At 61.6% G+C, this 23,510-nt stretch carries 20 protein-coding genes; 6 read left to right on the forward strand and 14 right to left on the reverse strand.

What is annotated here, in order from left to right; all coding sequences use genetic code 11:
* Nucleotides 1-26: 26 nt before the first annotated feature.
* A complete protein-coding gene (gene pepN / locus ASF70_RS11265) occupies nucleotides 27-2,675 on the reverse strand; it encodes an aminopeptidase N (RefSeq protein ID WP_062579732.1) in 2,649 nt (882 codons plus the stop codon).
* A 326-nt stretch (nucleotides 2,676-3,001) separates the two neighbouring features.
* On the opposite strand from pepN, the gene ASF70_RS11270 reads away from it, so the two are divergent.
* Nucleotides 3,002-3,940, forward strand: a complete 939-nt coding sequence (locus ASF70_RS11270; protein ID WP_062580226.1) for a DMT family transporter — start codon at nucleotides 3,002-3,004, stop codon at nucleotides 3,938-3,940.
* Nucleotides 3,941-4,023: 83 nt separating this feature from the next.
* Here ASF70_RS11270 and ASF70_RS24740 read toward each other — a convergent pair whose 3' ends face one another.
* The 5 genes from ASF70_RS24740 to ASF70_RS11290 form a co-directional block, all read right to left on the reverse strand.
* Nucleotides 4,024-4,158, reverse strand: coding sequence for a hypothetical protein (locus tag ASF70_RS24740; RefSeq protein ID WP_256413693.1), 135 nt, complete (start codon nucleotides 4,156-4,158; stop codon nucleotides 4,024-4,026).
* A gap of 13 nt (nucleotides 4,159-4,171) precedes the next feature.
* A complete protein-coding gene (locus ASF70_RS11275) occupies nucleotides 4,172-4,363 on the reverse strand; it encodes a hypothetical protein (protein WP_062579734.1) in 192 nt (63 codons plus the stop codon).
* A 171-nt stretch (nucleotides 4,364-4,534) separates the two neighbouring features.
* A complete protein-coding gene (locus tag ASF70_RS11280; protein ID WP_062579735.1) occupies nucleotides 4,535-5,434 on the reverse strand; it encodes a uracil-DNA glycosylase in 900 nt (299 codons plus the stop codon).
* 76 nt (nucleotides 5,435-5,510) lie between these two features.
* On the reverse strand, nucleotides 5,511-6,803 hold the full coding sequence (locus tag ASF70_RS11285; protein WP_062579737.1) for an Hsp70 family protein: 1,293 nt from the start codon (nucleotides 6,801-6,803) through the stop codon (nucleotides 5,511-5,513).
* 164 nt (nucleotides 6,804-6,967) lie between these two features.
* Nucleotides 6,968-7,954: a hypothetical protein gene (locus ASF70_RS11290; RefSeq protein ID WP_062579739.1), complete on the reverse strand. Its 987-nt coding sequence runs from the start codon at nucleotides 7,952-7,954 to the stop codon at nucleotides 6,968-6,970.
* Between the two features lie 153 nt (nucleotides 7,955-8,107).
* On the opposite strand from ASF70_RS11290, the gene blaOXA reads away from it, so the two are divergent.
* The gene (blaOXA, locus tag ASF70_RS11295; protein WP_062579740.1) at nucleotides 8,108-8,911 is read left to right on the forward strand and encodes a class D beta-lactamase; all 804 of its coding nucleotides are present in this window, start codon (nucleotides 8,108-8,110) and stop codon (nucleotides 8,909-8,911) included.
* 6 nt (nucleotides 8,912-8,917) lie between these two features.
* Here the strand turns inward: blaOXA and ASF70_RS11300 are convergent, their stop codons facing one another.
* Both ASF70_RS11300 and ASF70_RS11305 read right to left on the reverse strand, forming a co-directional pair.
* Complete coding sequence (locus tag ASF70_RS11300; protein ID WP_062579742.1) at nucleotides 8,918-9,631, reverse strand: DNA helicase; 714 nt, start codon at nucleotides 9,629-9,631, stop codon at nucleotides 8,918-8,920.
* 182 nt (nucleotides 9,632-9,813) lie between these two features.
* Complete coding sequence (locus ASF70_RS11305; protein ID WP_062453424.1) at nucleotides 9,814-10,602, reverse strand: SDR family oxidoreductase; 789 nt, start codon at nucleotides 10,600-10,602, stop codon at nucleotides 9,814-9,816.
* Between the two features lie 306 nt (nucleotides 10,603-10,908).
* On the opposite strand from ASF70_RS11305, the gene ASF70_RS11310 reads away from it, so the two are divergent.
* On the forward strand, nucleotides 10,909-12,585 hold the full coding sequence (locus ASF70_RS11310; RefSeq protein ID WP_062580227.1) for an electron transfer flavoprotein-ubiquinone oxidoreductase: 1,677 nt from the start codon (nucleotides 10,909-10,911) through the stop codon (nucleotides 12,583-12,585).
* Nucleotides 12,586-12,708: 123 nt separating this feature from the next.
* On the opposite strand, the gene ASF70_RS11315 is transcribed toward ASF70_RS11310, so the two are convergent.
* Nucleotides 12,709-13,077 carry a PIN domain-containing protein gene (locus tag ASF70_RS11315; RefSeq protein WP_062579744.1) on the reverse strand — a complete coding sequence of 123 codons (369 nt, stop codon included), beginning with the start codon at nucleotides 13,075-13,077 and terminating at the stop codon, nucleotides 12,709-12,711.
* A gap of 386 nt (nucleotides 13,078-13,463) precedes the next feature.
* On the opposite strand from ASF70_RS11315, the gene ASF70_RS11320 reads away from it, so the two are divergent.
* A complete protein-coding gene (locus ASF70_RS11320; RefSeq protein ID WP_062579746.1) occupies nucleotides 13,464-14,081 on the forward strand; it encodes a L,D-transpeptidase in 618 nt (205 codons plus the stop codon).
* A gap of 93 nt (nucleotides 14,082-14,174) precedes the next feature.
* On the opposite strand, the gene ASF70_RS11325 is transcribed toward ASF70_RS11320, so the two are convergent.
* From ASF70_RS11325 to ASF70_RS11335, 3 genes are all read right to left on the reverse strand, one after another.
* Complete coding sequence (locus tag ASF70_RS11325) at nucleotides 14,175-14,591, reverse strand: DoxX family protein (protein WP_062453419.1); 417 nt, start codon at nucleotides 14,589-14,591, stop codon at nucleotides 14,175-14,177.
* Between the two features lie 107 nt (nucleotides 14,592-14,698).
* The gene (locus tag ASF70_RS11330) at nucleotides 14,699-15,715 is read right to left on the reverse strand and encodes a zinc-binding alcohol dehydrogenase family protein (protein ID WP_062579748.1); all 1,017 of its coding nucleotides are present in this window, start codon (nucleotides 15,713-15,715) and stop codon (nucleotides 14,699-14,701) included.
* 115 nt (nucleotides 15,716-15,830) lie between these two features.
* Nucleotides 15,831-17,078 (reverse strand): MFS transporter, encoded by a 1,248-nt coding sequence (locus tag ASF70_RS11335; RefSeq protein WP_062579749.1) that lies wholly within the window; start codon nucleotides 17,076-17,078, stop codon nucleotides 15,831-15,833.
* A 250-nt stretch (nucleotides 17,079-17,328) separates the two neighbouring features.
* Between ASF70_RS11335 and ASF70_RS11340 the strand changes: the two genes are divergently transcribed.
* On the forward strand, nucleotides 17,329-18,288 hold the full coding sequence (locus tag ASF70_RS11340) for a diacylglycerol kinase family protein (protein ID WP_062579750.1): 960 nt from the start codon (nucleotides 17,329-17,331) through the stop codon (nucleotides 18,286-18,288).
* A 29-nt stretch (nucleotides 18,289-18,317) separates the two neighbouring features.
* On the opposite strand, the gene ASF70_RS11345 is transcribed toward ASF70_RS11340, so the two are convergent.
* Nucleotides 18,318-20,564 carry a mechanosensitive ion channel family protein gene (locus ASF70_RS11345; protein ID WP_162237975.1) on the reverse strand — a complete coding sequence of 749 codons (2,247 nt, stop codon included), beginning with the start codon at nucleotides 20,562-20,564 and terminating at the stop codon, nucleotides 18,318-18,320.
* 150 nt (nucleotides 20,565-20,714) lie between these two features.
* Nucleotides 20,715-22,049 (reverse strand): glutamine synthetase family protein, encoded by a 1,335-nt coding sequence (locus ASF70_RS11350; protein WP_062579756.1) that lies wholly within the window; start codon nucleotides 22,047-22,049, stop codon nucleotides 20,715-20,717.
* 93 nt (nucleotides 22,050-22,142) lie between these two features.
* Between ASF70_RS11350 and ASF70_RS11355 the strand changes: the two genes are divergently transcribed.
* Nucleotides 22,143-23,510 (forward strand): aspartate aminotransferase family protein, encoded by a 1,368-nt coding sequence (locus tag ASF70_RS11355; RefSeq protein WP_062579758.1) that lies wholly within the window; start codon nucleotides 22,143-22,145, stop codon nucleotides 23,508-23,510.

The raw sequence follows: 23,510 nt of genomic DNA on the forward strand, positions 1-23,510 counted from the left end.
GGATGTCATTTTGCACGAAGATTGTCTCAGCCCTTCAGCATACGCTCAACGATGTCGCGCACGTCAGTCGAAAGGGACGGGCTACGTTCAATCGTCATCAAAGCGTCGCGGGCCTGGTCGGCGCGGGTCGGCTCCAGCGAGCGCCATGAGCGCATCGAGGTGAGGATGCGGGCGGCAAGTTGCGGGTTCTTCGGATCGATCTCGAGGATCTGTCCGGCCAGGAACCGGTAGCCTTCGCCGTCGCGACGGTTGAAGCCGGTCGGGTTCGAGAAGGCATACATGCCGACCAGTGCGCGAACACGGTTCGGATTGCCGGCATTGTAGCGCGGATGGTCGATCAACGCTTTGACCCGCGCCAGTGCATCTTCGCCGGGCATGGTCGCCTGCAGCGAGAACCACTTGTCGATGACGAGCGGGTTTTCGCCGAACCGTGTCAGGAAGCTTGCGAGCGCACCTGTTGTTTCCGACGCTTCCGGGAAGCGATGGGCAAGCAGGGTGAGCGCCTGCGACAGTTCCGTCATGTTGTCGGCTGCACCGAAGGCTTCGGCCGCGCGCTGCGGGCTGTTCTCGGCATAGGCGAGGTAGGTCAGTGCCGCAGCCTTGAGAGCCCGCTTGCCGGCGCTTTCGGCATCCGGGGAATAGGCACTATCTGCCTTCATGTCACTGAACAGACGCTTGAACAGGTCTTCACCAGCATCTGCGATGAGCTTCAAGACCGCATTGCGGCCCGTGTGAATGGCTTCCGGATCGTTGTTGCCACCAAGCTCGCGACCGATGTCGGCTTCGCTCGGAAGTGCCAGAACCTGCGCGCGGAAGGCGGGCTCCAGCGTGTCGTCGCCGGCGGCTTCGAGAAGTGCCTCGATCAGGGCCGGGTCGCAGGTGACGTCGTGGCCTTCCCGCGCATCGCGGGCAGCCTTGGTAAGGTTCGGGATGGCGAGATCCGTCAGGGCCTGCCAGCGTGAAAACAGATCCGTGTCGTGACGCGCGATATGCGCAAGATCGGCCGGCGTCTGGGTAAAGGCGATGTTGACCGGCGCCGAGAACGAACGGTTGAGCGACAGGACCGGCCGCGACGCGATTCCGGTGAAGGTGAAGGTCTGGCGGCGATCGGTCAGATGCAGCACGTCACCGGTCACTTCACCGCCCTTGACGGATGTCGCGTCGGCAATGGTGCCATTGTCGAGGATCAGCGCGAAGGACAACGGAATGTGCATCGGCTGCTTGTCCGGCTGGCCCGGCGTTGCCGGCACCATCTGTTCGAGCGACAGCTTGAACGTGGCGGATGCCTGGTCGTATTCGGTCGAGACGTTGACGAGCGGCGTGCCGGCCTGCGAATACCAGAGCGAGAACTGGGTGAGATCCCGGCCGCTCACGTCCTCGAAGCATTTCACATAGTCCTCGACGGTGACGGCCTGGCCGTCATGCCGTTCGAAATAGAGATCCATGCCGGCCTTGAAATCGTCCTTGCCGAGCAGCGTGGCGATCATGCCGGTGACTTCGGACCCCTTCTGGTAGACCGTCGTCGTGTAGAAATTGTTGATCTCGCGATAGGTCGTCGGGCGGACCGGGTGGGCGAGCGGGCCGCCATCCTCCGGGAACTGGTCCGAGCGAAGATGGCGCACTTCGGCGATGCGCTTGACCGGGCGCGAGCGCTGGTCGGCCGAGAATTCGTGGTCGCGATAGACCGTGAGGCCTTCCTTCAGGCACAGCTGGAACCAGTCGCGGCAGGTGATGCGGTTGCCGGTCCAGTTGTGGAAGTATTCGTGGGCGATGATCGCCTCGATATTGGCGTAGTCCTGATCCGTTGCAGTCTCTGGATCGGCCAGCACGTACTTGTCGTTGAAGACGTTGAGCCCCTTGTTCTCCATGGCGCCCATGTTGAAGTCGGAGACGGCGACGATCATGAAGATGTCGAGATCGTATTCGCGGCCGAACCGCTCCTCGTCCCACTTCATCGACCGCTTCAGAGCGTCCATGGCGTAGGCGGTGCGCGACTCGTTGCCGTGCTCGACATAGATCTTCAGCGTCACTTCACGCTCGGACATCGTCACGAACGTGTCTTCGACGACCGCAAGATCGCCGGCGACGAGAGCAAACAGGTAGGATGGCTTCGGATGCGGATCGAACCAGGCGGCAAAGACGCGGCCTTCGTCATATCCGGCACCGCCCAGGAAATTGCCGTTCGACAGCATGACCGGGTTGGCGGCCTTGTCACCGATGATGGTGATCGTGTAGGGCGCCAGAACGTCGGGACGGTCAGGGAAGTATGTGATCCGGCGGAAGCCTTCGGCCTCGCACTGCGTGCAATAGATGCCGTTGGTGCGGTAAAGCCCCATCAGCTGCGTATTGGCTTCCGGATTGATATGGGTCGTGATGGTGATCTCGAACGGCGCCTCGGCCGGCAGATCACGGATGATGAGGCTTTCCGGCGTGGCATCGTACTGACTAGCAGGCACGTCCTTTTGGTCAAACAGCAGGCCGGAGAGAGCAAGCTCGTCGCCATCGAGCACCAGAGGAGCGGACGGATCCACGCCTTCGCGGCGATGGAAGATCAGCCGGGCATCCACTTTCGTGTTCGTCGGGTCGAGCTCGAAGGTGAGGTCGACACGTTCCAGAACGAAATCAGTGGGGCGGTAATCTGCCAGATGTACGATCTGGCCCGTATCTGTTCGCATGACTTTTCCTGAACCGGCTCTTCAAATTGAACGCGTCGAGGATCTGCGCGGTTGCGCGCATTGAGCTTTCGACAATCCCCATCGCCGCCGCGGATCATTGCACGCAATACTAAACGATTGTTGAAGCCACCTTTAAGATAACGCGATTTTGTTCCAGTCTTGAGCAGCCTCGCGGAAGCTGACTTGCCATCATGCTTCGTGATTGTGCTTTGTCAGTTTCCTGTCGCGGCCCCGGGAAATGTGGTTATTGTGATTTGTATTCGAATCCTTTTCTTTGGTGGTGCTGCGATTACGGTCCCGTCACCGTGATTTTTGCAGAGTGCATGATGGTGGCCGACGCGCAGAACCCCTTGCGGGGCATTCTTTTCAAGGTCATCTCCGTCGTCATCTTCGTGGCCATGCAGGTCTGCATCAAGTCCGCCGGAACGGGGATCCCTGCAGGGCAGATCACCTTTTACCGCTCCGCTTTCGGGATCGTGCCGATCGTGCTCTACCTGTCGGTTCTTGGACAGTTATGGCCGGCATTCCACACGTCGAGCATTTTTGGACATTTCAAGCGCGGTGTGCTGGGCATCATGTCGATGGCCTTCGGCTTTTACGGCCTGATCCACCTGCCGCTGCCAGAAGCGATCGCCATCGGCTACGCGGGACCGCTGATGGCCGTCGTGTTTGCAGCGCTCATCCTCAAGGAAACAGTGCGCGTCTATCGCTGGACGGCGGTGTTGATCGGAATCGTTGGCGTTCTCGTCGTCTCCTGGCCAAAGCTGACACTGCTCCGCGACGGCGGGTTTGCCTCCGAACAGGCGCTCGGGGCGATCGCGGTTCTCTGTGCCGCCGTGCTGGCCGGTCTTGCCATGGTGCAGGTGCGCCAGCTGGTGCAGACCGAAAAGACGGCGACGATCGTGCTGTATTTTTCGCTGACCGGCGCGCTTCTGTCGCTGGCCAGCCTGCCGTTCGGCTGGGTGTCGCTGCCCTGGAGCAGTTTTCTGCTTCTGATCGCGGCCGGGCTGTGCGGTGGCGTAGCGCAGATCTTCCTGACCGAAAGCTATCGATTTGCCGATGTCTCGACAGTCGCACCCTTCGACTATACGTCGATCATTCTGGGCATTGCCGTGTCATATCTGATGTTTGCGGACGTGCCGACGGCAACGACGCTGATCGGTACCGCGATTACGGTTTCGGCCGGTATCTTCATCATCTACCGCGAGCATCGGTTGGGTCTCGAGCGCAAGGCGGCACGCCGGGCGTCAAGCACCGCCAACTGAACCCGTGCTGCAGGAACATGCCCCAAACGCAAAAGGGCCGCGTGACGCAGCCCTCGACAGTTCAATCCAACATGGATGACGCTTTACAGCGGAATTGCAGTTTCCGCGTCGGAGCGCTTCACCGCTGAACGGGAAAACTCGACGGATGCAGATACCGCGCAGCTGATCTGGAGAATGCTGTCGCGGATCGTACGGATCGGGTGCAGAACGGTTTTCATTGTCGTCATACCCTCAGCGTTCACAAAAGTCTGCGAAGACGGCGGACGGACGGGTGATCCCGACCGGACGGCTCATCGAGCGCGACGTGATCTGCTCGTGCGTGGCAGATCCGAAGTGGTGGTACCCGTTCGAGGAGCGCGGCGCGAGGCCGGCAACGCGGAGGGTTTCAAAGCCCGAATGGATCGGACGAAAGCGTGTGGTCATTGCCTTGGTTCCTTAAACCGTGTCCTCCCAAGACAGGATGATATATTGCAGCGCAGCATTGATTCATCAATGGCGGCAAACGCGGCGCTGACATGCAGCGCGCGCATAACGATATTCACAAATTGGTAATATTAACGCGAATCGTCGGTCCGCTGCCTAGATTCTGGGCATTCAAGTGCCGGAAATGCGGCTTTTGAACAGCAGCATATCCTGCCAGGCGAGAGCCTTGTTGGCCGGTGCCGCAAGCAGATCTTGCGGGTGAAGCGTCGCGAGCGCGGAAACCGCAAGTCCCGCTGCCGTGACCTCGCGCCATTCACCGCGCATGGAATGGATCGTGCCGGTGTCGCCGAGGAACAGACGCGCGGGAAAGTTGCCGAGCAGCAGCAGATGGCGTGGCTCGGCAAGCGCTATCTGCCGGTCGAGGAACGGTCTGCAGATTTCAAGTTCGGCGTCGGACGGCATCCGGCTTCCCGGCGGACGCCAGGGGATGATGTTGGTGAGCAGCACCGTCTCGCGCGACAGGCCGATCGCCGACAGCATCCGATCGAGCAATTGGCCCTGCCGCCCGGAAAACGGTGTGCCGTCGCGATCATCTTCGGCATTCGGCATCGGGCCGATCACCATGATGCGCGATTGCGGATCGCCGGCCATGAACACCGTTGAGCGGGCGCCGTGTTTCAGGTTGCAGCCGCCGAAGGTTTCCAGCGCCGTCTTCAGTTCGGAAAGCGTGCCGGCACCGTCTGCCGCAAGACGCGCGGCATTGACCGCGCCGCCATCGGGAATGGCGACCTGCTGCATGGAGGAGGGGGTAAGACGCGGAGCTGGTGGCGCGGGACGCTGCGGCTGTGGTGTATCGCCACCGCCAGCATAGGCCTCACGCTCATCTTGCGGCGAGGGTGACGAAGTGTTCGGTGCCGCTCGCCCTTGCGCCTTTGCCGCCTTCTGCTCGGCAAACTGCGCGAAGCGATCGACCGGTTCGTCCTCGACCAGCCAGTCGACACCCGAATCCGCATAGAAATGCAGCAGCGCTGCAAGTTCGGCAGGATCGAGTTCGGAGGCGGTGGGGCTCATATGCGCACCCTATAGCATGTCGGGCTCGGGTTGGAATGGGATTCCGTCCGCGGCTGTGGAGAACCTCGTGGAGTGCTTACGCCGCCCACTGCTCCACATCGCCGCTTTCGCCGATCAGGGCTAGACCGTGGGCGATCGACAACAGTTCGCCGCCGCTCTCGATCTTGCCGGCATCGAAGCGCCGGTTGAAGATCTGCCGCACCGCCGGCACGAAGGATGTCCCACCGGTCAAGAACACCTTGTCGACCTCATCAGGTGCCGTGTTTGTCTTGGTCAGCACGTCGTCCAGCGCACCTTCGATCCGGGCGAGGTCGTCGGCGATCCAGGTTTCGAAATCGGTCCGCTTCACCATCTTCTTGCCACCCCGGCCGAGCGGCGAGAAATTGAACTCCGCCTCGTCGGACGCAGAAAGCGCCATCTTGGTGGCCGAGATCGACTGATAGAGCGGATAGCCTTCGTCGTGATCGACGAGATCGATGAAGAGTTCCAGCTTGTCGGGATCGGTTGCCGAGCGCACCAGCGATTTCAGATCCGTGAACTCGCGGGTCGTCTTGAAGATAGACAACTGGTTCCAGCGCGAGAAATTCGCATAATAGCTGGAGGGCACTTCGAGAAGCTTGTCGAAGCTCTTGAAATGCGTGCCCTTGCCAATCTCTGGCGCCACCAGATGCTCCACCATCCGCGCGTCGAAGTGATCGCCGGCGATGCCGACGCCGGAATGGCCGATCGGAGTTGCGACGAGCTTGCCGGCGACACGCTCGAAGCGGATGAGCGAGTAGTCCGTCGTGCCGCCGCCAAAGTCGGCCACCAGAACGGTGGCATCGCTCTTCAGGCTCTGCGCGAAGTAATAGGCGGCTGCGACAGGCTCGTAGACATAGTGGATTTCCGGAAAGCCCAGCCGCGTCAGCGCTTCGTTGTAGCGATCGGTGGCAAGTTTCTCATCCGGGCTGGCGCCGGCAAAATGCACCGGACGTCCTGCGACGAGACGCGAGACTTCGCCCGGCCAGTTGCCTTCGGCATAGACCTGCAGCCGCTTCAGGAAGATTTCCATCAGGTCTTCGAACATGTGCCGGCGGGCAAACACCAGCGTACCCTGAAACAGCGGGCTTGCAGCAAAGGTCTTGATCGACTGCAGGAAGCGGACATCACCGGGATTGTCGATGAACTGCCGGATAGCAGCCTGACCGGCCTCGATCTTCAGCGCCTGCGCGCCAAGCTTCGCATCCTTCATGAAGGAGAGCGCCGTGCGCATCGAATCCGTCGTGCCGGCGCTGCTGGAAAACTCCAGCGAATGCGTGGTGGCACCGCTGTCCGCCAGTGCCAGAACCGTATTGGTCGTGCCGAAATCAAGCCCGAGCGCCCGTGCCATGGCCGTGCTCCTTAAAACCTAGGTCGAAAATGATGAACCGGAAGCGCCGCTTCCGAGGGCAACAGAACGCGAAAACGCGCCCTGTTTTTCAAGAGGGCGCGTGATGGCACAAGGTGCGGACGAAGGCAAGAGCGGAAAGGGACTGCATCCCTTGCCGATCGTCCTCAGGCCTCGCTATAGATCTTTCCCATATCCAGCGTCTTGGACGTATCGCCGGAGCCGAACAGGGTGCCGATCGTCTGGGTTTTCTTGGAAACGATATTGTCAAGCATCTGGCTGACCATCAGGCTCTGCAGGACTTCCGAAGCCCGTTCGCGAGCCTGTTGTTCCTCGCTGGTACCGGTCGTTCCGAAACGCGTCTGGATTTTGGCGACCTGGTCGAGGAAGTCGGCGACGCGATCGGCAGAAGCCGTCTTGGAGACGGAGGTCGACGCGGTGGTCGGAGCGTTGGACGACGAAGCAGTCGTTCCCGTGCTCGAGCCCGTCGCCGGTGCCGTGGATGCCGTGCCAGCCTGGACCGGGCCCGACGAGGAGGGGCCAGACGCGCTGCCGGAACTCACGCTGTTGGATGGCGCGCTGTTCGATGGCGCAACGGCACCCGCCTCTGGTTCGGCAGATGGCTCAGCTTCCGTCGTGCTTTCTGCCGGCACGCTTCCGGTCGATGTGCTGCCCGATGGCGCACTGGACGTTGGCGCTGCGGTTTCGTCGTCTTCAACCATCGAAGCGTCGCGGTCTGTTTCGGCGCCGCTCGTCTCGGTGCTTTCATGCTTTGCATCGCCGGTCGCAGCGGTTTCCGGCGCGGTGGAAACCGGCGTCTCGGACTCGTCTGCGTCGCCTACGCTTTCGCTGGCTTCATCATTATAGGCCGCTACCGGCTCGGCTTCTGCAGTCTCGTCACCCGACGCCGGAGGCGTGGCGGAGTAGATGCCGTCATCGCTATTGTCGACCTGCGTTTCGGGTTCCGCGCTCGCGACCGGTTTGACCTGCTCGGTGCTGGTTGGGGTGGTTGCGGATGAAGTGCCGGATGTTGTGCTTGTCGGCTGTGTGCCTGAGGTGGACGTCTGGCTCGTAGAGGACGGCTGGCTAGAACTAGACGTCTGGCTCGGCGAGGATGAACTCGATCCGCCTTTGAAAATGCTGTCAATTAACACGGTATGCCCCTTGGATTCTAATCAAGCTCGGCCTTTAACAGCGTCGCCTTGACGAGGGGTCAAAACCGGCATGACAAGTTAACTCAATGTTTACACATTCATGGAGGATCTTCCCGGCGTCGCACAAGGAGGACTGCTAGAGTGTTGAAGAAAATGAAGTTTCTGTCGTTGATCACGGTTGCGTGCTTGTTTTCCGGCGTGGCCTCCCATGCTGCCGAGCCCATCGCCTGCACGGTCGTGATCGAGGAAAAGACAGGTGAACAAGTGCACCGGGAAGGCGCCTGCGATCAGGCTTTCTATCCGCAATCCACCTTCAAGCTGCCACTCGCAATGATGGGCTATGACGCCGGCATCCTCACCGACGAGACGACGCCGCAGTGGAAATACCAGGCAAAATTCAACCGCTCTGAGCGTGAGCAAAAGGATGTCGACCCGACTATCTGGGAACGCGATTCGATCGTCTGGTATTCGCAGGAGATCACGCGCAAGCTCGGCAAAGAGCGTTTCGCGGCCTATGTGAAAAACTTCGGTTATGGCAACCGCGATGTCTCAGGCGGACCCGCGGGCACGGACGGTCTGACGGAAGCCTGGCTGATGTCGTCGCTGAAGATCTCGCCGGACCAGCAGGTGGCGTTCATCCGCCGCTTCCTCACCGGCAAGCTGCCGATCTCGGAAAAGGCTTCCGACATGACGCAGGCGATCCTGCCGCATTTTGCAGCCGGCGACGGCTGGGACGTGCAGGGCAAGACCGGCGCCGGCTGGATGCGCGGCAAGGACGGCAAGCCGGACTACGCTCGCCCGATCGGCTGGTTCGTCGGCTGGGCCGAGCAGAACGACCGCCGCGTGATCTTTGCAAGGTTGCTGGTCGACGTGAAGCGCTATCCCGACACGCCGATCAGCTATGTTGTGCGCGACAGCCTGATCGCGGACCTGCCGAAGCTTGCCGCCGATCTCTGATGCCGCTTACCCGTTCGGCCGGAACGCCACGCTGCCGCCCTGAAGGAAGCAGGTCCGGCTGAACTTGGACAGGTCGAGCGGGTTGGGAAGCCTGACATCCGCGATGTCGGGGAGGGGCTTCGCGGCCGCGTCGTAAGCGCGGTCGATCTGCGACACGAAGACGATGATCAGACCGCGCTTACGGGCGAAAGACTCGAGTGTGGAAACTTGGTCGGCCAGCGGCGGGTTTTCGCGGCGCTGGTCGAGCAGTTGAAGATAGTCCACCACGACCAGCGTACCGGCTGCAGCGGTTTCCAGCGCCTCGATCATGTAACCTGCATTGATCGCATCGGAGCAGTCGAAGGCAAACATGTCCCCGAAGCGCTGAGGCTCGACCTCAAGCGCGCGAAAGCGCCCGAGAATGTCGGCAGGCGTATAATCGAGGCTGAAGAAAAAGGCGCTATTGCCGGCTTTCATGGCCTCGATGGCAAGACTGAGCGCCATCAGCGTCTTGCCCTGTCGCGGCCTTGCACCGACCAGCAGCATGTCGCCCTGTTTCAGGCTCCGGTACAAGATTTCGGCGGACGATGTTTCGGCATGCTTGGCCGATAGCAGGCTCCAGCTCCGGTACCCTTGCTCGATGGCGAGCCGGTCGAGCGCGGCGTGAAGGGGAGTGGATGTCTGCCGGGCGAGAAGCTTCGCCTTGCGTTTCAGCTGATAGATCGGAACTGTCGTTTTCATGGTCAAACCTCCTATTGCGAGCGTGTTTCGCAATCCCTCCTTGTGCGGATGCTCGAACAGTCGGTTCGATGATCAGAGGTCCGGTATGAGGTTTACTTTCCCGGTCGGAGGGGGGAGGCGTGGACCGCGCCAGAATCAGATCCTAGCGCGATCCGTGTTGTCTTCAAAGTGGTCTTGTCAGGTTAGAACGAGCGGGCCGCTCCGCCATCGACGCGCAGCATCGATCCGGTGATGTAGCTTGCGGCTTCCGAGCAGAGGAAGGCACCGGCAGCGCCGAATTCCTCGACCGTGCCGAGCCGGCCGGCGGGGATCGTCTTGACCGATGCGGCGCGGACTTCGTCCATCGTCTTGCCCTGCTTTTTCGCATTGGCCGTGTCGAGTTCCTCGATCCGGTCGGTGAGGATGCGGCCAGGCAGCAGCATGTTTGCGGTGATACCGGAACCCGCCACTTCGGTCGCAAGTGTCTTGTTCCAGCCGACCAGCGCGCCACGCAGCGTATTCGACAGCGCGAGGTTCGCGATCGGCTCAACCACGCCGGAGGAGGCGACCGTCAGAACGCGACCCCAGCCTTGCGCCTTCATCTGCGGCAGCAACGTGTTGGTGAGCGTGATGACGCGCAGCACCATCGACTGGAAGAACGTGTCGAGCTTGTCGGCGCTCATGTCCTCAGTCGTGCCGGGCGTCGGGCCGCCGGTATTGTTGACGAGAATGTCGATGCCGCCGAGCTTTTCCTCAACGGCCGTCACCATCGAAGCGACGAAATTCTCTTCGCCAAGATCACCCCGGACCCAGTCTGCCTTGCCTTTGCCGAGTGCGTTGATCGCCTTGCAGTTTTCGGCGAGCTGATCGCCTGAGCGACCGACCAGAAGGACGTTTGCGCCTTCCGCCGCCAGAGCCTTGGCGATCCCCAGCCCGAGGCCGCGGGAGGAGGCGAGTACGAGCGCGCGTTTGCCGGCAATACCGAGATCCATGAAGCTTTCCTTCTCTGCACGAGGTTCATAACGGGCCTTCGGGCGCGACGACAGGTTGCGACGCGGGACCGGTCATTTGAATGCCGGGGCTTTATAGCTTTGGTCCACCCATGGCGAAAGCCAGAACTTGCCTTTGGCGCCAGAACCGTTATTTACGTGTACGTCAACGTAAGTTGAGAAAACGGAAGCGTGCTTTGCGCGAATGACAAGCCGGAAGACGTTTTCGCGCCTCGACAAGCGGGATCGCTTTTGACAAGACAGAAACAGACCTACTGCGCCGGCGAGGGGCCGGCATCGGAGTTTGCAATGGACGCCCAAGACCTTTCCGCCAACCCGCTTCCCGAACGTGAAAGCATGGAGTTCGACGTCGTGATCGTCGGCGCTGGCCCGGCCGGCCTGTCGGCCGCGATCCGGTTGAAGCAGGTCAATCCGGATCTGACGGTGGTCGTTCTGGAAAAAGGCGCCGAAGTCGGTGCGCATATCCTCTCGGGCGCCGTGGTCGATCCGTCGGGCATCGATGCGCTTCTGCCCGGCTGGCGGGAGGATGAGGGCCATCCCTTCAAGACCGAAGTAACCGACGACCAGTTCCTGCTGCTCGGTCCCGCCGGCTCGATCCGCCTGCCGAACTTCGCCATGCCGCCGCTCATGAACAATCACGGCAATTACATCGTCTCGCTCGGCAACGTCTGTCGCTGGCTTGCCGAAAAGGCCGAAGCGCTGGGCGTCGAGATCTATCCCGGCTTTGCTGCCGCCGAAGTGCTCTACAATGACCAGGGTGCCGTAATCGGTGTCGCAACCGGCGACATGGGGATCGAGAAGAACGGCGAGCCGGGTCCTGCCTATACCCGCGGCATGGAACTGCTCGGCAAGTACACGCTGATCGGCGAAGGCGTGCGTGGCTCGCTAGCCAAGCAGCTGATCGCGAAATTCGATCTCGCCAAGGATCGCGAGCCGCAGAAATACGGCATCGGCATCAAGGAACTGTGGCAGGTCAAGCCGGAGAACCACAGACAGGGCCTCGTGCAGCACTCGTTCGGCTGGCCGCTCGGCATGAAGACCGGCGGCGGTTCCTTCCTCTACCACCTGGAGGATAACACGGTCGCAGTCGGCTTCGTCGTCCACCTCAACTACAAGAACCCCTATCTCTATCCGTTCGAGGAATTCCAGCGCTTCAAGACCCATCCGGCCATCCGCGGCACGTTCGAGGGCGGCAAGCGCCTTTCGTACGGCGCGCGTGCGATTACCGAGGGTGGCTACCAGTCGGTGCCGAAACTGTCCTTCCCGGGCGGCGCGCTGATCGGCTGTTCCGCCGGCTTCGTCAACGTGCCCCGCATCAAGGGTTCGCACAACGCGGTCATCTCCGGCATGCTCGCCGCCGACAAGCTGGCCGCAGCGATTGCTGCCGGCCGCGCCAATGACGAGCCGGTCGAGATCGAGAACGAATGGCGCCAGACGGCGATCGGCACTGACCTCAGGCGCGTGCGCAACGTCAAGCCGCTCTGGTCGAAGCTCGGAACCGGTCTCGGCGTCGCGCTCGGCGGTCTCGACATGTGGACCAACCAGCTGTTCGGCTTCTCGTTCTTCGGCACGCTGAAGCACGGCAAGACCGATGCGCAAAGCCTGGAGCCGGCGGCACAGCACAAGAAGATCGACTATCCGAAGCCTGATGGCGTGCTGACCTTCGACCGTCTTTCGTCAGTGTTTCTGTCGAACACCAACCACGAGGAAGACCAGCCGGTCCATCTCAAGGTGAGGGATATGGACCTGCAGAAGCGCTCCGAGCTCGAAGTCTACGCCGGCCCTTCGACCCGCTACTGTCCCGCCGGGGTCTATGAATGGGTGGAAAAGGACGGCGAGGAAGTCTTCGTCATCAACGCGCAGAACTGCGTCCACTGCAAGACCTGCGACATCAAGGACCCCAACCAGAACATCGTGTGGGTCCCGCCACAGGGCGGCGAGGGGCCGGTTTATCAGAATATGTGATCCTTGAGGTGCCGAGGGAGACCAGAGCAACCGCTGTGCGTTCAATTGGACGCACAGCGATCTAGAGAGGCGCCTCCGCACAGTCCCGGATGCAAATCGCTGCGCAGGTTTGCTGGGAGCGCTTCAGACTGAGGTCCAGCCACGGCCGAACCGGTGGGCGACAGCGTTCAGCCGCTTGTCCAGTGTCCAAAGCAACAGATCCGGCGTCAACAACAGAGACGCCACGAGATGCGCGTCAAAATAGCCGATGCCTGAGCCGGACAGTTTCTGTGTCCGTATCATTGCCAGAACCTCCGCATCTGACGCTGTTACGGATTTCGGCAGCCGATGCAGATAGCCGATGATCACATCGTATTGGCGCATGTTCCCCAGCGCCAGTTCCCCGATCACATGCGGATGAGTGCAGACTTGTCCATTCTCCAGCAGAGCAATCAGCCTCGGGTCTGGTTTGCCGAGATGGTCGGCCCAGATGACTGTATCGACCAGAATCACTGCTCGTCCGGCCGCCAGCGGGGCGCTGATCTGAAGTCTGGTTCCGTTCCGCCCAGAAGAGCAAGGCGCCGTGCAGCTTCATTTTGAACGAGAAGCGTAAGCGCCTTCTTGACGATCGCCGATGTCTCCTGAAGACCGGTCAGTTCTTTGCATCGATAAGCAGTTCATCATCGATGGTGATCGTCGTTCGCATGGTCAGTCTCCCTTCGCATGAAAAATAACATCAGATGATGCGCTTAACAACGTCGCGTGCGCCTGTGGACGTGCACGGTGTTGTCGGTGCAAATACGCCATGGAACTCGCTCGATCCGCACCCGCCTTATCACTTCATTAACCATAATATCCGTAATTCTTGGTCATCTTCTCGACTCGCCAAGGACACATTCATGTCGATTTCCCGTCGCGGCCTGCTGGTCGGTTTGCCGCTTCTGCTGGCCGGCTGCGCATCCACGTATCCAGAACAGCGCAATTATGCAGCGCTCCCAGGCGAGGCTTTCCCCTTGTCACCGGTGCCAATCGATCGGATCAGGCCTGAACTGCGCCGGACCGAAGTCGACTATGTCAGCTCCTACGAGGCAGGTACCGTCGTCGTTGATACGCCTGCGCGCCGGGCCTATTACATCCTCGGCAATGGCCGGGCGATCCGTTACGGCGTCGGTGTCGGCCGCGCCGGTCTTGCACTCTCCGGAAACGCCTATGTGGGCCGCAAGGCCGAATGGCCGACCTGGACGCCGACGGCCAACATGCAGCGCCGCGAACCGCGCTACCGGGCGCTCGCAGGCGGCATGCCTGGTGGACCCAACAACCCGCTCGGCGCCCGTGCGATGTATCTTTACCGCGGCGGCAACGATACGCATTTCCGCATCCACGGCACCAACCAGCCGGATTCGATCGGTCACGCGATGTCGAGCGGTTGCATCCGCATGATGAACCACGACGTCATCGATCTTTTCCAGCGCGTCCAGGTCGGCGCAAAGGTCGTCGTCATCCAGGCGAGTGCCTGATCCAAGCCGCAGCCATCCGTAAGAAGCCTGCCGTCACTGTCGTGGCGGCGGGCCTTTTCGCATGTGGATGTTATGGGTGGACTTGAACACCCGTCAGCGTGATTTCCAGGCGACGACCATCAGGCCGCCGATCACGGTGATATGCTCCATCACCACGTAGAACTCGAGCGTCTTGAACGGCTCTTCCATCGTCCAGAAATGGTGGACGATCGGAATCGTCAGCGCCGTGAACACGCCGAGCGCGCCGGCACCGAGCCAGGTCCAGCGGTTGAGGATGATAAGCGCCGAACCCACCAGCTGGGTGATGATGACGGCCACGTTGAAGGCGAATGCCGGTTCCAGCCCGAACTGCGTCATCTCCGCGACGCCGGCCGGAAAATCGATGAGCTTGGAAAGCCCGCTTCCCCAGAACATGAACGTCAGGACGGCTCGGGCCAGATACCCGAACCATGTGGACCCGGTCACGATATCCAGCGGATTTCCGAATGTATTGGATTGCGATGTCGCCATAAGAACCCCCTTTGCGCGTACCCGTCTGGAACATAGCTCCAAACGGCAAACGTGATAAGGTGTAAGTTTTTATCGATACACCTTATGGGGTGTGTGTTGCTGCGTGGTCAGAAGCCGGACAGAACCAGCTTGCCTCGCGTCGTGCCGCTTTCGATTCTGGCGTGGGCTTTCTTGAGGTTTGCAGCATTGATCGGGCCGATCACGTCGGACAGCGTCGTGCGGATCTTGCCGGCATCAACCAGTTCGGACACATGATTGAGCAGCTTGTACTGTTCGATCATGTCGGCGGTCTGGAACACCGGCCGAACGAACATCGTCTCCCAATGGATCGACAAAGCCTTGCGCTTGAACTGGCGGATATCGATCGGCTCCTTCGGGTCGTCGATCAGCCCCAGTCGCCCCTGCGGCGCGATCATCTCGAGGATGTCGTTGATGTGATCGGAGGTTTCCGTCGTCGAGAACACGAATGCGGGGTTGCCGATCGCCATCCCGGCGATCTGTTTTGCCAGCGGCTTGGAATGGTCCAGAACATGGTGAGCGCCGAGCGTGCGGATCCAGTCCTGTGTTTCCGGCCGCGAGCCGGTGCCGATCACCGTCGCGTCGGTCAGTTCTCGCAGCAACTGGATGGCGATCGAGCCGACGCCACCGGCGCCGCCGATGACCAGAACCGCATTCCAGGCGCTCGCCACCTTGTCCTGCACCTTCATCCGGTGAAACAGCGTCTCGTAGGCAGTGATGGCGGTCAACGGAAGGGCGGCGCTCTCCTCAAAGGAGAGGCTGGAAGGCTTCTTGCCGACGATCCGCTCGTCGACCAGATGCAGTTCCGCATTGGTGCCGGGACGGTTGACCGCGCCCGCGTAAAACACCTCGTCACCCGGCTTGAAGAGTTTCACATCCGGCCCGACCGCCCGGACCACGCCGGCTGCATCGAAGCCGAGGATCCGGTACTGGCCAGCTTCGACAGGCTGCGACCGGCGCTGCTTGGTATCGACAGGATTGACTGACACGGCCTTGATCTCGACCAGCAGGTCGCGCCCCTTGGCCTCGGGCTCCGGCAGCTCGATGTCGAGAAGGGCGTTTTCGGATGTGATCGGCAGGTTTTCGCTAAAACCGACAGCGCGCATGGAATCTCCTCGTCATGCTCATGGCATCGAGGACGATACATCGCGCGTAACGACGGCAACGGCAAGGCGGCGCAGGCGAGCGCCGGTACGCTTTACCGAGCCGGCACTTTCTGGCTCAGGCTGAGGGCTTTGCCTTACGTTCCAGAGCGACAGACACGCCGAAGACGCAGAGCCCGATCAGCGAAAGTACCGCACCGACATAACCGGTTGCCTGAAAACCCCAGCCCCAAGCGATGACCAGCCCGCCGAGCCAGGCACCGAGTGCGTTGGCGATGTTGAAGGCCGAATGGTTGGAAGCGGCCGCCAGCGTCTGGGCGTCGGCCGCCACATCCATCAGCCGCGTCTGCAGCGCCGGGCCACAGGCAAATCCGCAGCCGACCAGGAAGACGGTGATATAGAGCATGACGGGGATATGGACGAAGGTCGCAAAGGCCAGCATCACGGCCACGTAGAACACCATCGTTCCGCCGATCGTACCCTTCAGCGAAATGTCGGCAAGCCTCGAGCCGACAATATTGCCGACATTCATGCCGATGCCGAACAGGGCGATGACGATCGACACCATGGTGACCGGAAGCCCGGCCGTTTGCGTCGTGGTGGAGGCGATGTAGCTGAACACCGAAAACATGCCGCCGAAACCGACCGAGGCAATGCCGAGCGTCAGCCAGACCTGGGTCTTGCCGAATGCGCTGAGTTCGCGGCGAATGCTGGCGCCTTCCTGCACCTTGTCCCTCGGCTGGAAAAACCAGACGAGTGCCACGGTCAGGAGACCGATGAAGCCGACAAGGTAGAAGGCGGAGCGCCAGGACAGCATCTGGCCCATGAAGGTGGCAAGCGGCGTGCCGAGCAGCGTCGCGATCGTCAGACCCAGCATGACGCGGCCGACGGCGCGGGCGCGCTTGTTGGGCGGCACCATGGAGGCGGCCACCAGCGAGGCTACCCCGAAATAGGCCCCGTGCGGCAGGCCGGTGACGAAGCGCAGCGCGGTAAAGCTCCAGAAACTTGGCGCCATCGCCGACAGGATGTTGCCGACCGCAAAGACACCCATCAGAGCCAGAAGCAGCGTGCGGCGCGGCAGCCGGGCCGATAGAATTGCGATGATCGGCGCGCCGATCACCACACCCAGCGCATAGGCGCTGATCACATAGCCCGCCGTTGGGATGCTGACCTGATACGTCTCCGCCACATTCGGCAGCAGGCCCATGATGACGAACTCGCCGGTACCGATCCCGAAGCCGCCGACGGCAAGCGCGAATTCGATCAGAAGGACGGCGAGGGGGGAAAGGCTGGTTTTCGGGATGCTGTCGTCAGGTCTGGTGTTGGCCTTGGCATCGGGCACGTGTCGGACTGCGGTGTCTGTCATGGTATCGCATCTGTTGAAAAAGCGGACGGGTACGGCTCGAAGCGAGCGCGTCCGGGAGCAAATGATGGGGCTTTGAGGCAGTTGAATTGACGGCAGATTAGCACGTGATTGTGCAGCGCGGTAGGCTTTTGACAAAAACCAACTGTACCACAATCGTGCAATCGCCATGGGGTGCCGTTGATATCTGCCGCGGCCTCACCATTTTCCACCCTGTCGTTATCCGCCGCCCTCGAGCACCTGGTCCCTTGTGATGAAACTACATGCCGTTTTCAACCGCGATGGCGGGACTTTCCGAACCACGGATATGGACGCTTACTGCGACCACGCCCTGAAGACCTTCCGGGCTGCCGGCCACGAGATCGAGTGCAAGGTTGTTGCCGGCGACAAGGTCGTCGAGACGATGGAAAAGGCAGCCTCGATGCCCGGCGTCGAAGGACTGATCGCCGGCGGTGGCGACGGCACGATTTCCGCGGCGGCGGGCATTGCCTGGAAAAGCGGTATCGTTCTCGGCGTGGTGCCGGCCGGCACGATGAACCTGTTTGCCCGTTCGCTGAAACTGCCGCTCGACATCTGGGAAGTCCTCGACACGTTGGCAGAGGGCACGCCCGAAGCGATCGATATCGCCAGCGCCAACGGAAAAAGCTTCGTGCACCAGTTTTCCGCAGGCCTGCATGCCCGGATGGTGCGCTACCGCAACTCGATGAATTTTGCCTCGAGGCTCGGCAAGATGCGGGCAAGCGCAAGGGCTGCAATCGGCGTCATGTTCAACCCGCCGGAATTCGAGATGGAATATGTCGTCGATGGCAAGCGCACTTCGCGCAAGGTGTCGGCCATCTCGGTCTCAAACAACGAGTTTGGCACCGATCCTCTGATGTTTGCCGATGACCTGACCAGCGGCCATCTGGGGTTCTACCTCGCCGAACCGATGAAACCGTCCGGGGTCGCAAAACTCACCTTCGACATCCTGCGCGGCAAGCTCAAGGAAAACGCCGCGGTCACGGCGATGACGGCAACAGAACTCGAACTGCACTTTCCTCGCCACCGCCGCGACGTCAGCTGTGTCATCGATGGCGAACTCCTGCCGATGAAGCGGGACGTGACACTGAAGATCCATGCCGGCGAACTGAAGGTTCTGGTTCCCGGACAGAATACGGCTGCAGGACGCGAAAATGCCGCTGCGAATATGTCGCCGGAACCGTCTACGGTCTGATCGGCGCTGAACGCGGCAATGTCGAACGCTCAGACAGCGATCGACGTCAGCGGTGGCGGCGTGCCGGCGGCGGCGGCTTCGATATCGACGGAATTGGCTCCGTTCGAGCGCACCGTCACCGCATTGGATGCGAGCTGCACGCCGGCGGCCTTGCAGGCGGCCAGCAGCCGCGTCATCGCTTCGCGCTTCAGGATGCCCGGATTGCCGGGTAGGCAGGTAAACTTGAAGCGCACGATCATCGCCGTTTCGGTGATGTCCTGGATACCCTGCATCTTCAGCGGAATGAGGAACTGCGGCCCAAATTCCGGATCCTCCAGCATGCCCAGCCCCACCTTCTTGGCGGCACGGCGGATGGTCTCGGCATCGCTGTCGCGCTCGAAGCGGAGCTGGAACTTGATCGTTCCCCAGTCGCGGCTGAAATTGGTGACGGAGCTGATCTGCCCGAAGGGAATGGTGTGGATGGGTCCGTTGTGATGGCGCAGCCGCACGGAGCGCACGGTGATCTGCTCCACGGTCCCCTGCAGCTTGCCCGTATCGATGTACTCGCCAATCCGGAAGGCATCGTCGACAATAAAGAAGATGCCGGAAACGACGTCCTTCACCAACGCCTGAGACCCGAACGAAAGCGCAAGCCCGAGCACTCCGAACCCGGCCAGCAGCGGCGCCACGTTGATGCCAAGCGAACTGAGGACGATCAGCGAGCCGACCGCGAGAACCGCACCGAGAACCAGGTTGCGGATCACCGGCAGCGCCGTCGTCAGACGGCTTGTCTGCTTCTTGTCCGCTTGCTCGTCTTCCTGGCCGGGCAGCATCACGGTCTGCGGTGGGGCGATCGTCTCGGCGTATTTCCACACCAGCGTGTAGACGGCCCAGCTTGCGACCACGGCAAAGCTCAGCCGCTCCAGCCAGAGGATCCAGCCGGTCGCAATGTCGCCGCCGCTGGTCATCAGCGGCCACCAGAGCGCGGTGATCAGGTGCAGGCCGCCGATCCACACAGCGCCCGAGCACACCACGCGAAGGCTGGCGAGCACGGATGACCAAAGGCCCGCCCCATGGGTGGTTTCCCAGTGCCGCGCGAACTCGTCCACCACGTGGTGGGCACCGAGTGCGAACACCGGCAGGAGCAGCAGGATGACCTGAGTCGAGCCGGCCGCGAAACTCCAGCGGGCACTGTCCGGCGAGCCGATGATGACCGACCCGAAGAACCAGATGAAGATGGCCGAAACGACATAGAAATCCGGAAGCAGGTTGCCGATGACGCGCCGGACGGGGCCCGGGCTTGAGCCTTTGAACGCAGCGCGGATGCCGGCGCGGCCGCCCCAGAACCAGGTTAGCTTGAGCAGCGTCAGCAGGGTGCCGCCGATCAGGAACCACCCGTCGAGCGAGGCCCGGTCCAGGCCCAGCCAGTTCCACAGCCGCATGGTCTCACCAAACAGGGCGGTGATCACCCCATAGGCGGTGAGCATATGGAAATGCCATTGCGGATTGCTGATCGCGAACAGTGTTTCGCCGCTCTCATCGGGCCGAAACAGGAACCGTCCCACCGCCATGTAGACAAGCAGGATCAGGGCGAAGGCAATGGCGGCCTGGCAGACCTGGAAGGCAGCCGTCGTATCCGCGAGCATCGTCAGCAGGACCCACCGGGCGACACCGAGAAAAATCGCGATCGACAGCAGATCGCCGACCAGGCGCTTGAAGAAGCGGCGGAACTTGCCGGCGATGTGACGGGCCCGCAAATGGCTGTGTCGCAGCAACTGCGCAAACAGAAGCCGCACGCTGAGCGCCGCGGCGCCGCCCGCCAAAAGCGAAAGCAGCGCCATCATCGCGATCCGGCCGTTCGCAATGCCCTCGGCATCCAGATGCGTGGTCGTCATGCCCACCATGGTGGACAGGGCCTGCAGCCCCGCAATCGCCGTCGTGAAACCGTGGGACGAGGCATCCGATAACCGCTCCCAGCTGGCCATGCCCATGTTGGCCGCTTCCATTTCCGGCGTCATCTGCATCGTGTCGGCGCTGGTTGCGGTGGCAGTGCCAGAGGTCGTGTCCGATGCGGAGGTCGCGGGGTGTGCAGCGGCGCCGGTGGTTGTGGTCGCGGTCTCCACCTGCACCGTCAGCGGTCGGCCCGTGCGGGCCGCAAGATCCAGCACCTGCTGCACGTCGGCAGCGGTCTGACCGGGCTTCAGGACGACGGTCAGCGGCGCGTCTTGCGACCACATCGGAGATGCGGTCAGGAGAAGGCCGAGAAAGGCTGCTGCGGCAGCTCGGCAGAACGGCATCAGCGTCTCCATCGGCCAAGCGGCCCTTGCCCGTCCGCGCCGCGCGTGGCGCCTGACGTCCTTTTGCAACCCCTGCAGGCTCGCAGGCAGGTTCCCATCATATGGCGAAGATCGTCGTTCCGCCAGCCGCCCGCCGATGGATGCTGGATCCTAGATTCGAGGCAGATAGGTCTGGTAGTCGAAGTCGCTGACGGTCCGCAGGAAGGTGATCGCCTCCTTGCGCTTCGTGTCGCCGAAGAGCGTCTGGTATCGCTTTCCGAACACGTCCTGGATGAAAGGCGAGGCAGCAAAATCCTCGACCGCGGTCAGGAAATCATGGGTGAGGCGTTTGGCGTCAGCTGGGGGTTTCTGGCCGGGCTCCGTTGCCGGACCGGGATCGAGATCCGCTTCGAGCCCTAGGAGCATGCCGCCGAGAATGGCGGTCAGCAGCAGGTATGGATTGGCGTCGGCACCGGCGACGCGGTGCTCGATGCGGGCGGCAGGACCGTTCGCGTCCGGAATGCGGACGGCCGTTCCGCGATGGCCGAAGCCCCAGTCGATATCGACGGGCGCAAACGAATCGGGCTGAAAACGCCTGTAGGAGTTTGCAAAGGGCGCAAACACGAGCTGCGCATCACGCATTGTGTTGAGCAGGCCGGCGGTGACGGATCGCAGTTTCGCAGGGTCGCCGCCCTTGGCGTCGAGAATGTTGTTGCCGTCGGCATCGATGATGCTGGCATGCACATGCAGGCCGGACCCGGCATGATCCGAATAGGGTTTCGCCATGCAGGTGGATTTCAACCCGTGCTTTCTGGCCGCCTGTTCGACAATGCGTTTGAGGCAGATGCAGTCGTCGGCCGCCGCCAATGCATCCGCCCGGTGCAGAAGATTGATCTCGAACTGGCCGGGCCCGAATTCGGCCGTTGTCGCATCCGCCGGCAGGTCCTGAGCATGCGCCCATGTGCGCACCGTCTGCAGGAAACCGTCGAGCGCATCGACTGCGCCCATGTCGTAGAGCTGGAAACCGTTCGGCTCGCCGCGATAGGCAAGTTTTGCCGGCGGCCGCGGACGTCCGGTGTCGCGCCAGTCATCCTCTAGCACGTAGAATTCGAGCTCGGTCGCCACGACCGGCGTAAGCCCAAGCTTCGAAAAGCGCTCAAGCACACCGGCCAGAATCGCACGCGGATCCATGAAACTCGGCTGCCCGTCCATCTCGTGCATGGTCGCAAGCACCTGCTTCGAGCCCGGCGGCCCCCAGGGCATCGGCGCAAGGGTGCGGCGGTCGGGAATGCAGAGCCCATCGGGATCGCCGATCGAGATCGAAAGCCCGGTCAGCTCGTCATTGTCGCAGCCCCAGATATCGAGCGACTGGGTGGAGGAGGGCAGCCGTACCGTTCCGTCCCAGATCTTCTTTTCGGCCGTCATCGGAATGCGTTTGCCGCGCAGGTCGCCGTTCATGCCGACCAGCATGATTTCGATATGGGGCTCGGCTGCGGTCTCGGTCATGAAGCATCATCTCGATGGTTGCGCTGCCTCGTTGGTAGCCGATAAGAATTGGTCGCACAATCTGAGCCGCGTCTAAGCCCTGAGGGAAACCGCATGAACGAGAAGCCGACGATCTCCAATCTCGCCGCGATCGATGCCGCCCACCACATTCATCCGTTTTCGGACATGAAAGAGCTGAACGCCAAGGGCACCCGCATCATCGAACGGGCCGAGGGGCGCCATATCTGGGATTCGACCGGCAAGAAGTATCTGGACGGCTTTGCGGGCCTCTGGTGCGTCAATGTCGGCTATGGCCGAAAGTCCATCGCGGACGCTGCCTACCGTCAGATGCAGGAATTGCCCTATTACAACAGCTTCTTCGGCACCACGACGCCGCCCGCCATTCTGCTTGCCCAGAAGATCGCGTCGCATGCGGGGCCGCATATGAACCGCGTGTTCTTCACCAATTCCGGATCTGAGGCCACCGACACCTGGTTCCGCATGGCTCGCGTCTACTGGAAAGCGCTCGGCATGCCGGAAAAGACGCTCGTGATCGCGCGGCGAAACGGCTACCACGGCTCGACGGTCGCCGGCGCCTCGCTGGGTGGCATGAAGCTGATGCATGAACAGGGCAACCTGCCGATCGACGGCATCCACCATATCGGCCAGCCCTACTGGTATGCTGAGGGTGGCGATCTTTCGCCGGAGGAATTCGGCCTGCAAGCAGCGCGCGAGCTTGAAGCCAAGATTGATGAACTGGGCGAAGACAAGGTTGCCGCCTTCGTCGCTGAGCCGATCCAGGGCGCCGGCGGCGTGATCATTCCGCCGGATACCTACTGGCCGGAGATCTCGCGCATCTGCAAGGCGCGCAACATTCTGCTCGTGTCCGATGAAGTCATCTGCGGCTTCGGCCGCCTTGGCTCCTGGTTCGGCTACCAGCATTACGGCTTTGAGCCCGATCTCGCGCCGATCGCGAAAGGCCTGTCCTCCGGCTATCTTCCGATCGGCGGCGTGCTGGTTTCCGACCGGGTCGCGGATGTGATGGTCAACGAGGTCGGCGACTTCTTCCACGGCTATACCTATTCGGGCCACCCAGTGGCCGCAGCAGCCGCGCTCGAAAACCTGCGAATCATCGAAGACGAAAGTCTGGTCGAACGGATCCGCGACGATATCGGACCCTATTTTGCGAAAGGCTGGAAAAGCCTTGAGGCGCATCCGGTCGTCGGACAGGCCGATTGCGTAGGCTTGATCGGCGGCCTTCAGCTTGCAGCCGACAAGGCGACCCGGCGGCGCTATGCCAAACCCGACGATATCGGGTCGCTCGTGCGCAACCACTGCCTCGAAAACGGGCTGATCATGCGCGCCACGGCAGACCGCATGCTGGCATCGCCGGCCTTCACCATCACCCGGGGGGATGTCGACGAAATGGTAGTGACGTTGTCAAAGGCTCTGGATCACCTCGCAGAAACCGTGACGGAATAG

The sequence above is a fragment of the Rhizobium sp. Leaf321 genome, from assembly GCF_001423215.1.
GTDB classification, from domain to species: domain Bacteria; phylum Pseudomonadota; class Alphaproteobacteria; order Rhizobiales; family Rhizobiaceae; genus Neorhizobium; species Neorhizobium soli.

Excerpts from the sequence above, each read along its gene's own strand:
- pepN (WP_062579732.1), bottom strand. The coding sequence starts at position 2,675 with ATGCGAACAGATACGGGCCAGATCGTACATCTGGCAGATTACCGCCCC.
- ASF70_RS11270 (WP_062580226.1), top strand. The coding sequence starts at position 3,002 with ATGGTGGCCGACGCGCAGAACCCCTTGCGGGGCATTCTTTTCAAGGTC.
- ASF70_RS24740 (WP_256413693.1), bottom strand. The coding sequence starts at position 4,158 with ATGAAAACCGTTCTGCACCCGATCCGTACGATCCGCGACAGCATTCTC.
- ASF70_RS11275 (WP_062579734.1), bottom strand. The coding sequence starts at position 4,363 with ATGACCACACGCTTTCGTCCGATCCATTCGGGCTTTGAAACCCTCCGC.
- ASF70_RS11280 (WP_062579735.1), bottom strand. The coding sequence starts at position 5,434 with ATGAGCCCCACCGCCTCCGAACTCGATCCTGCCGAACTTGCAGCGCTG.
- ASF70_RS11285 (WP_062579737.1), bottom strand. The coding sequence starts at position 6,803 with ATGGCACGGGCGCTCGGGCTTGATTTCGGCACGACCAATACGGTTCTG.
- blaOXA (WP_062579740.1), top strand. The coding sequence starts at position 8,108 with ATGAAGTTTCTGTCGTTGATCACGGTTGCGTGCTTGTTTTCCGGCGTG.
- ASF70_RS11300 (WP_062579742.1), bottom strand. The coding sequence starts at position 9,631 with ATGAAAACGACAGTTCCGATCTATCAGCTGAAACGCAAGGCGAAGCTT.
- ASF70_RS11305 (WP_062453424.1), bottom strand. The coding sequence starts at position 10,602 with ATGGATCTCGGTATTGCCGGCAAACGCGCGCTCGTACTCGCCTCCTCC.
- ASF70_RS11310 (WP_062580227.1), top strand. The coding sequence starts at position 10,909 with ATGGACGCCCAAGACCTTTCCGCCAACCCGCTTCCCGAACGTGAAAGC.
- ASF70_RS11320 (WP_062579746.1), top strand. The coding sequence starts at position 13,464 with ATGTCGATTTCCCGTCGCGGCCTGCTGGTCGGTTTGCCGCTTCTGCTG.
- ASF70_RS11325 (WP_062453419.1), bottom strand. The coding sequence starts at position 14,591 with ATGGCGACATCGCAATCCAATACATTCGGAAATCCGCTGGATATCGTG.
- ASF70_RS11330 (WP_062579748.1), bottom strand. The coding sequence starts at position 15,715 with ATGCGCGCTGTCGGTTTTAGCGAAAACCTGCCGATCACATCCGAAAAC.
- ASF70_RS11335 (WP_062579749.1), bottom strand. The coding sequence starts at position 17,078 with ATGACAGACACCGCAGTCCGACACGTGCCCGATGCCAAGGCCAACACC.
- ASF70_RS11340 (WP_062579750.1), top strand. The coding sequence starts at position 17,329 with ATGAAACTACATGCCGTTTTCAACCGCGATGGCGGGACTTTCCGAACC.
- ASF70_RS11345 (WP_162237975.1), bottom strand. The coding sequence starts at position 20,564 with ATGCCGTTCTGCCGAGCTGCCGCAGCAGCCTTTCTCGGCCTTCTCCTG.
- ASF70_RS11350 (WP_062579756.1), bottom strand. The coding sequence starts at position 22,049 with ATGACCGAGACCGCAGCCGAGCCCCATATCGAAATCATGCTGGTCGGC.
- ASF70_RS11355 (WP_062579758.1), top strand. The coding sequence starts at position 22,143 with ATGAACGAGAAGCCGACGATCTCCAATCTCGCCGCGATCGATGCCGCC.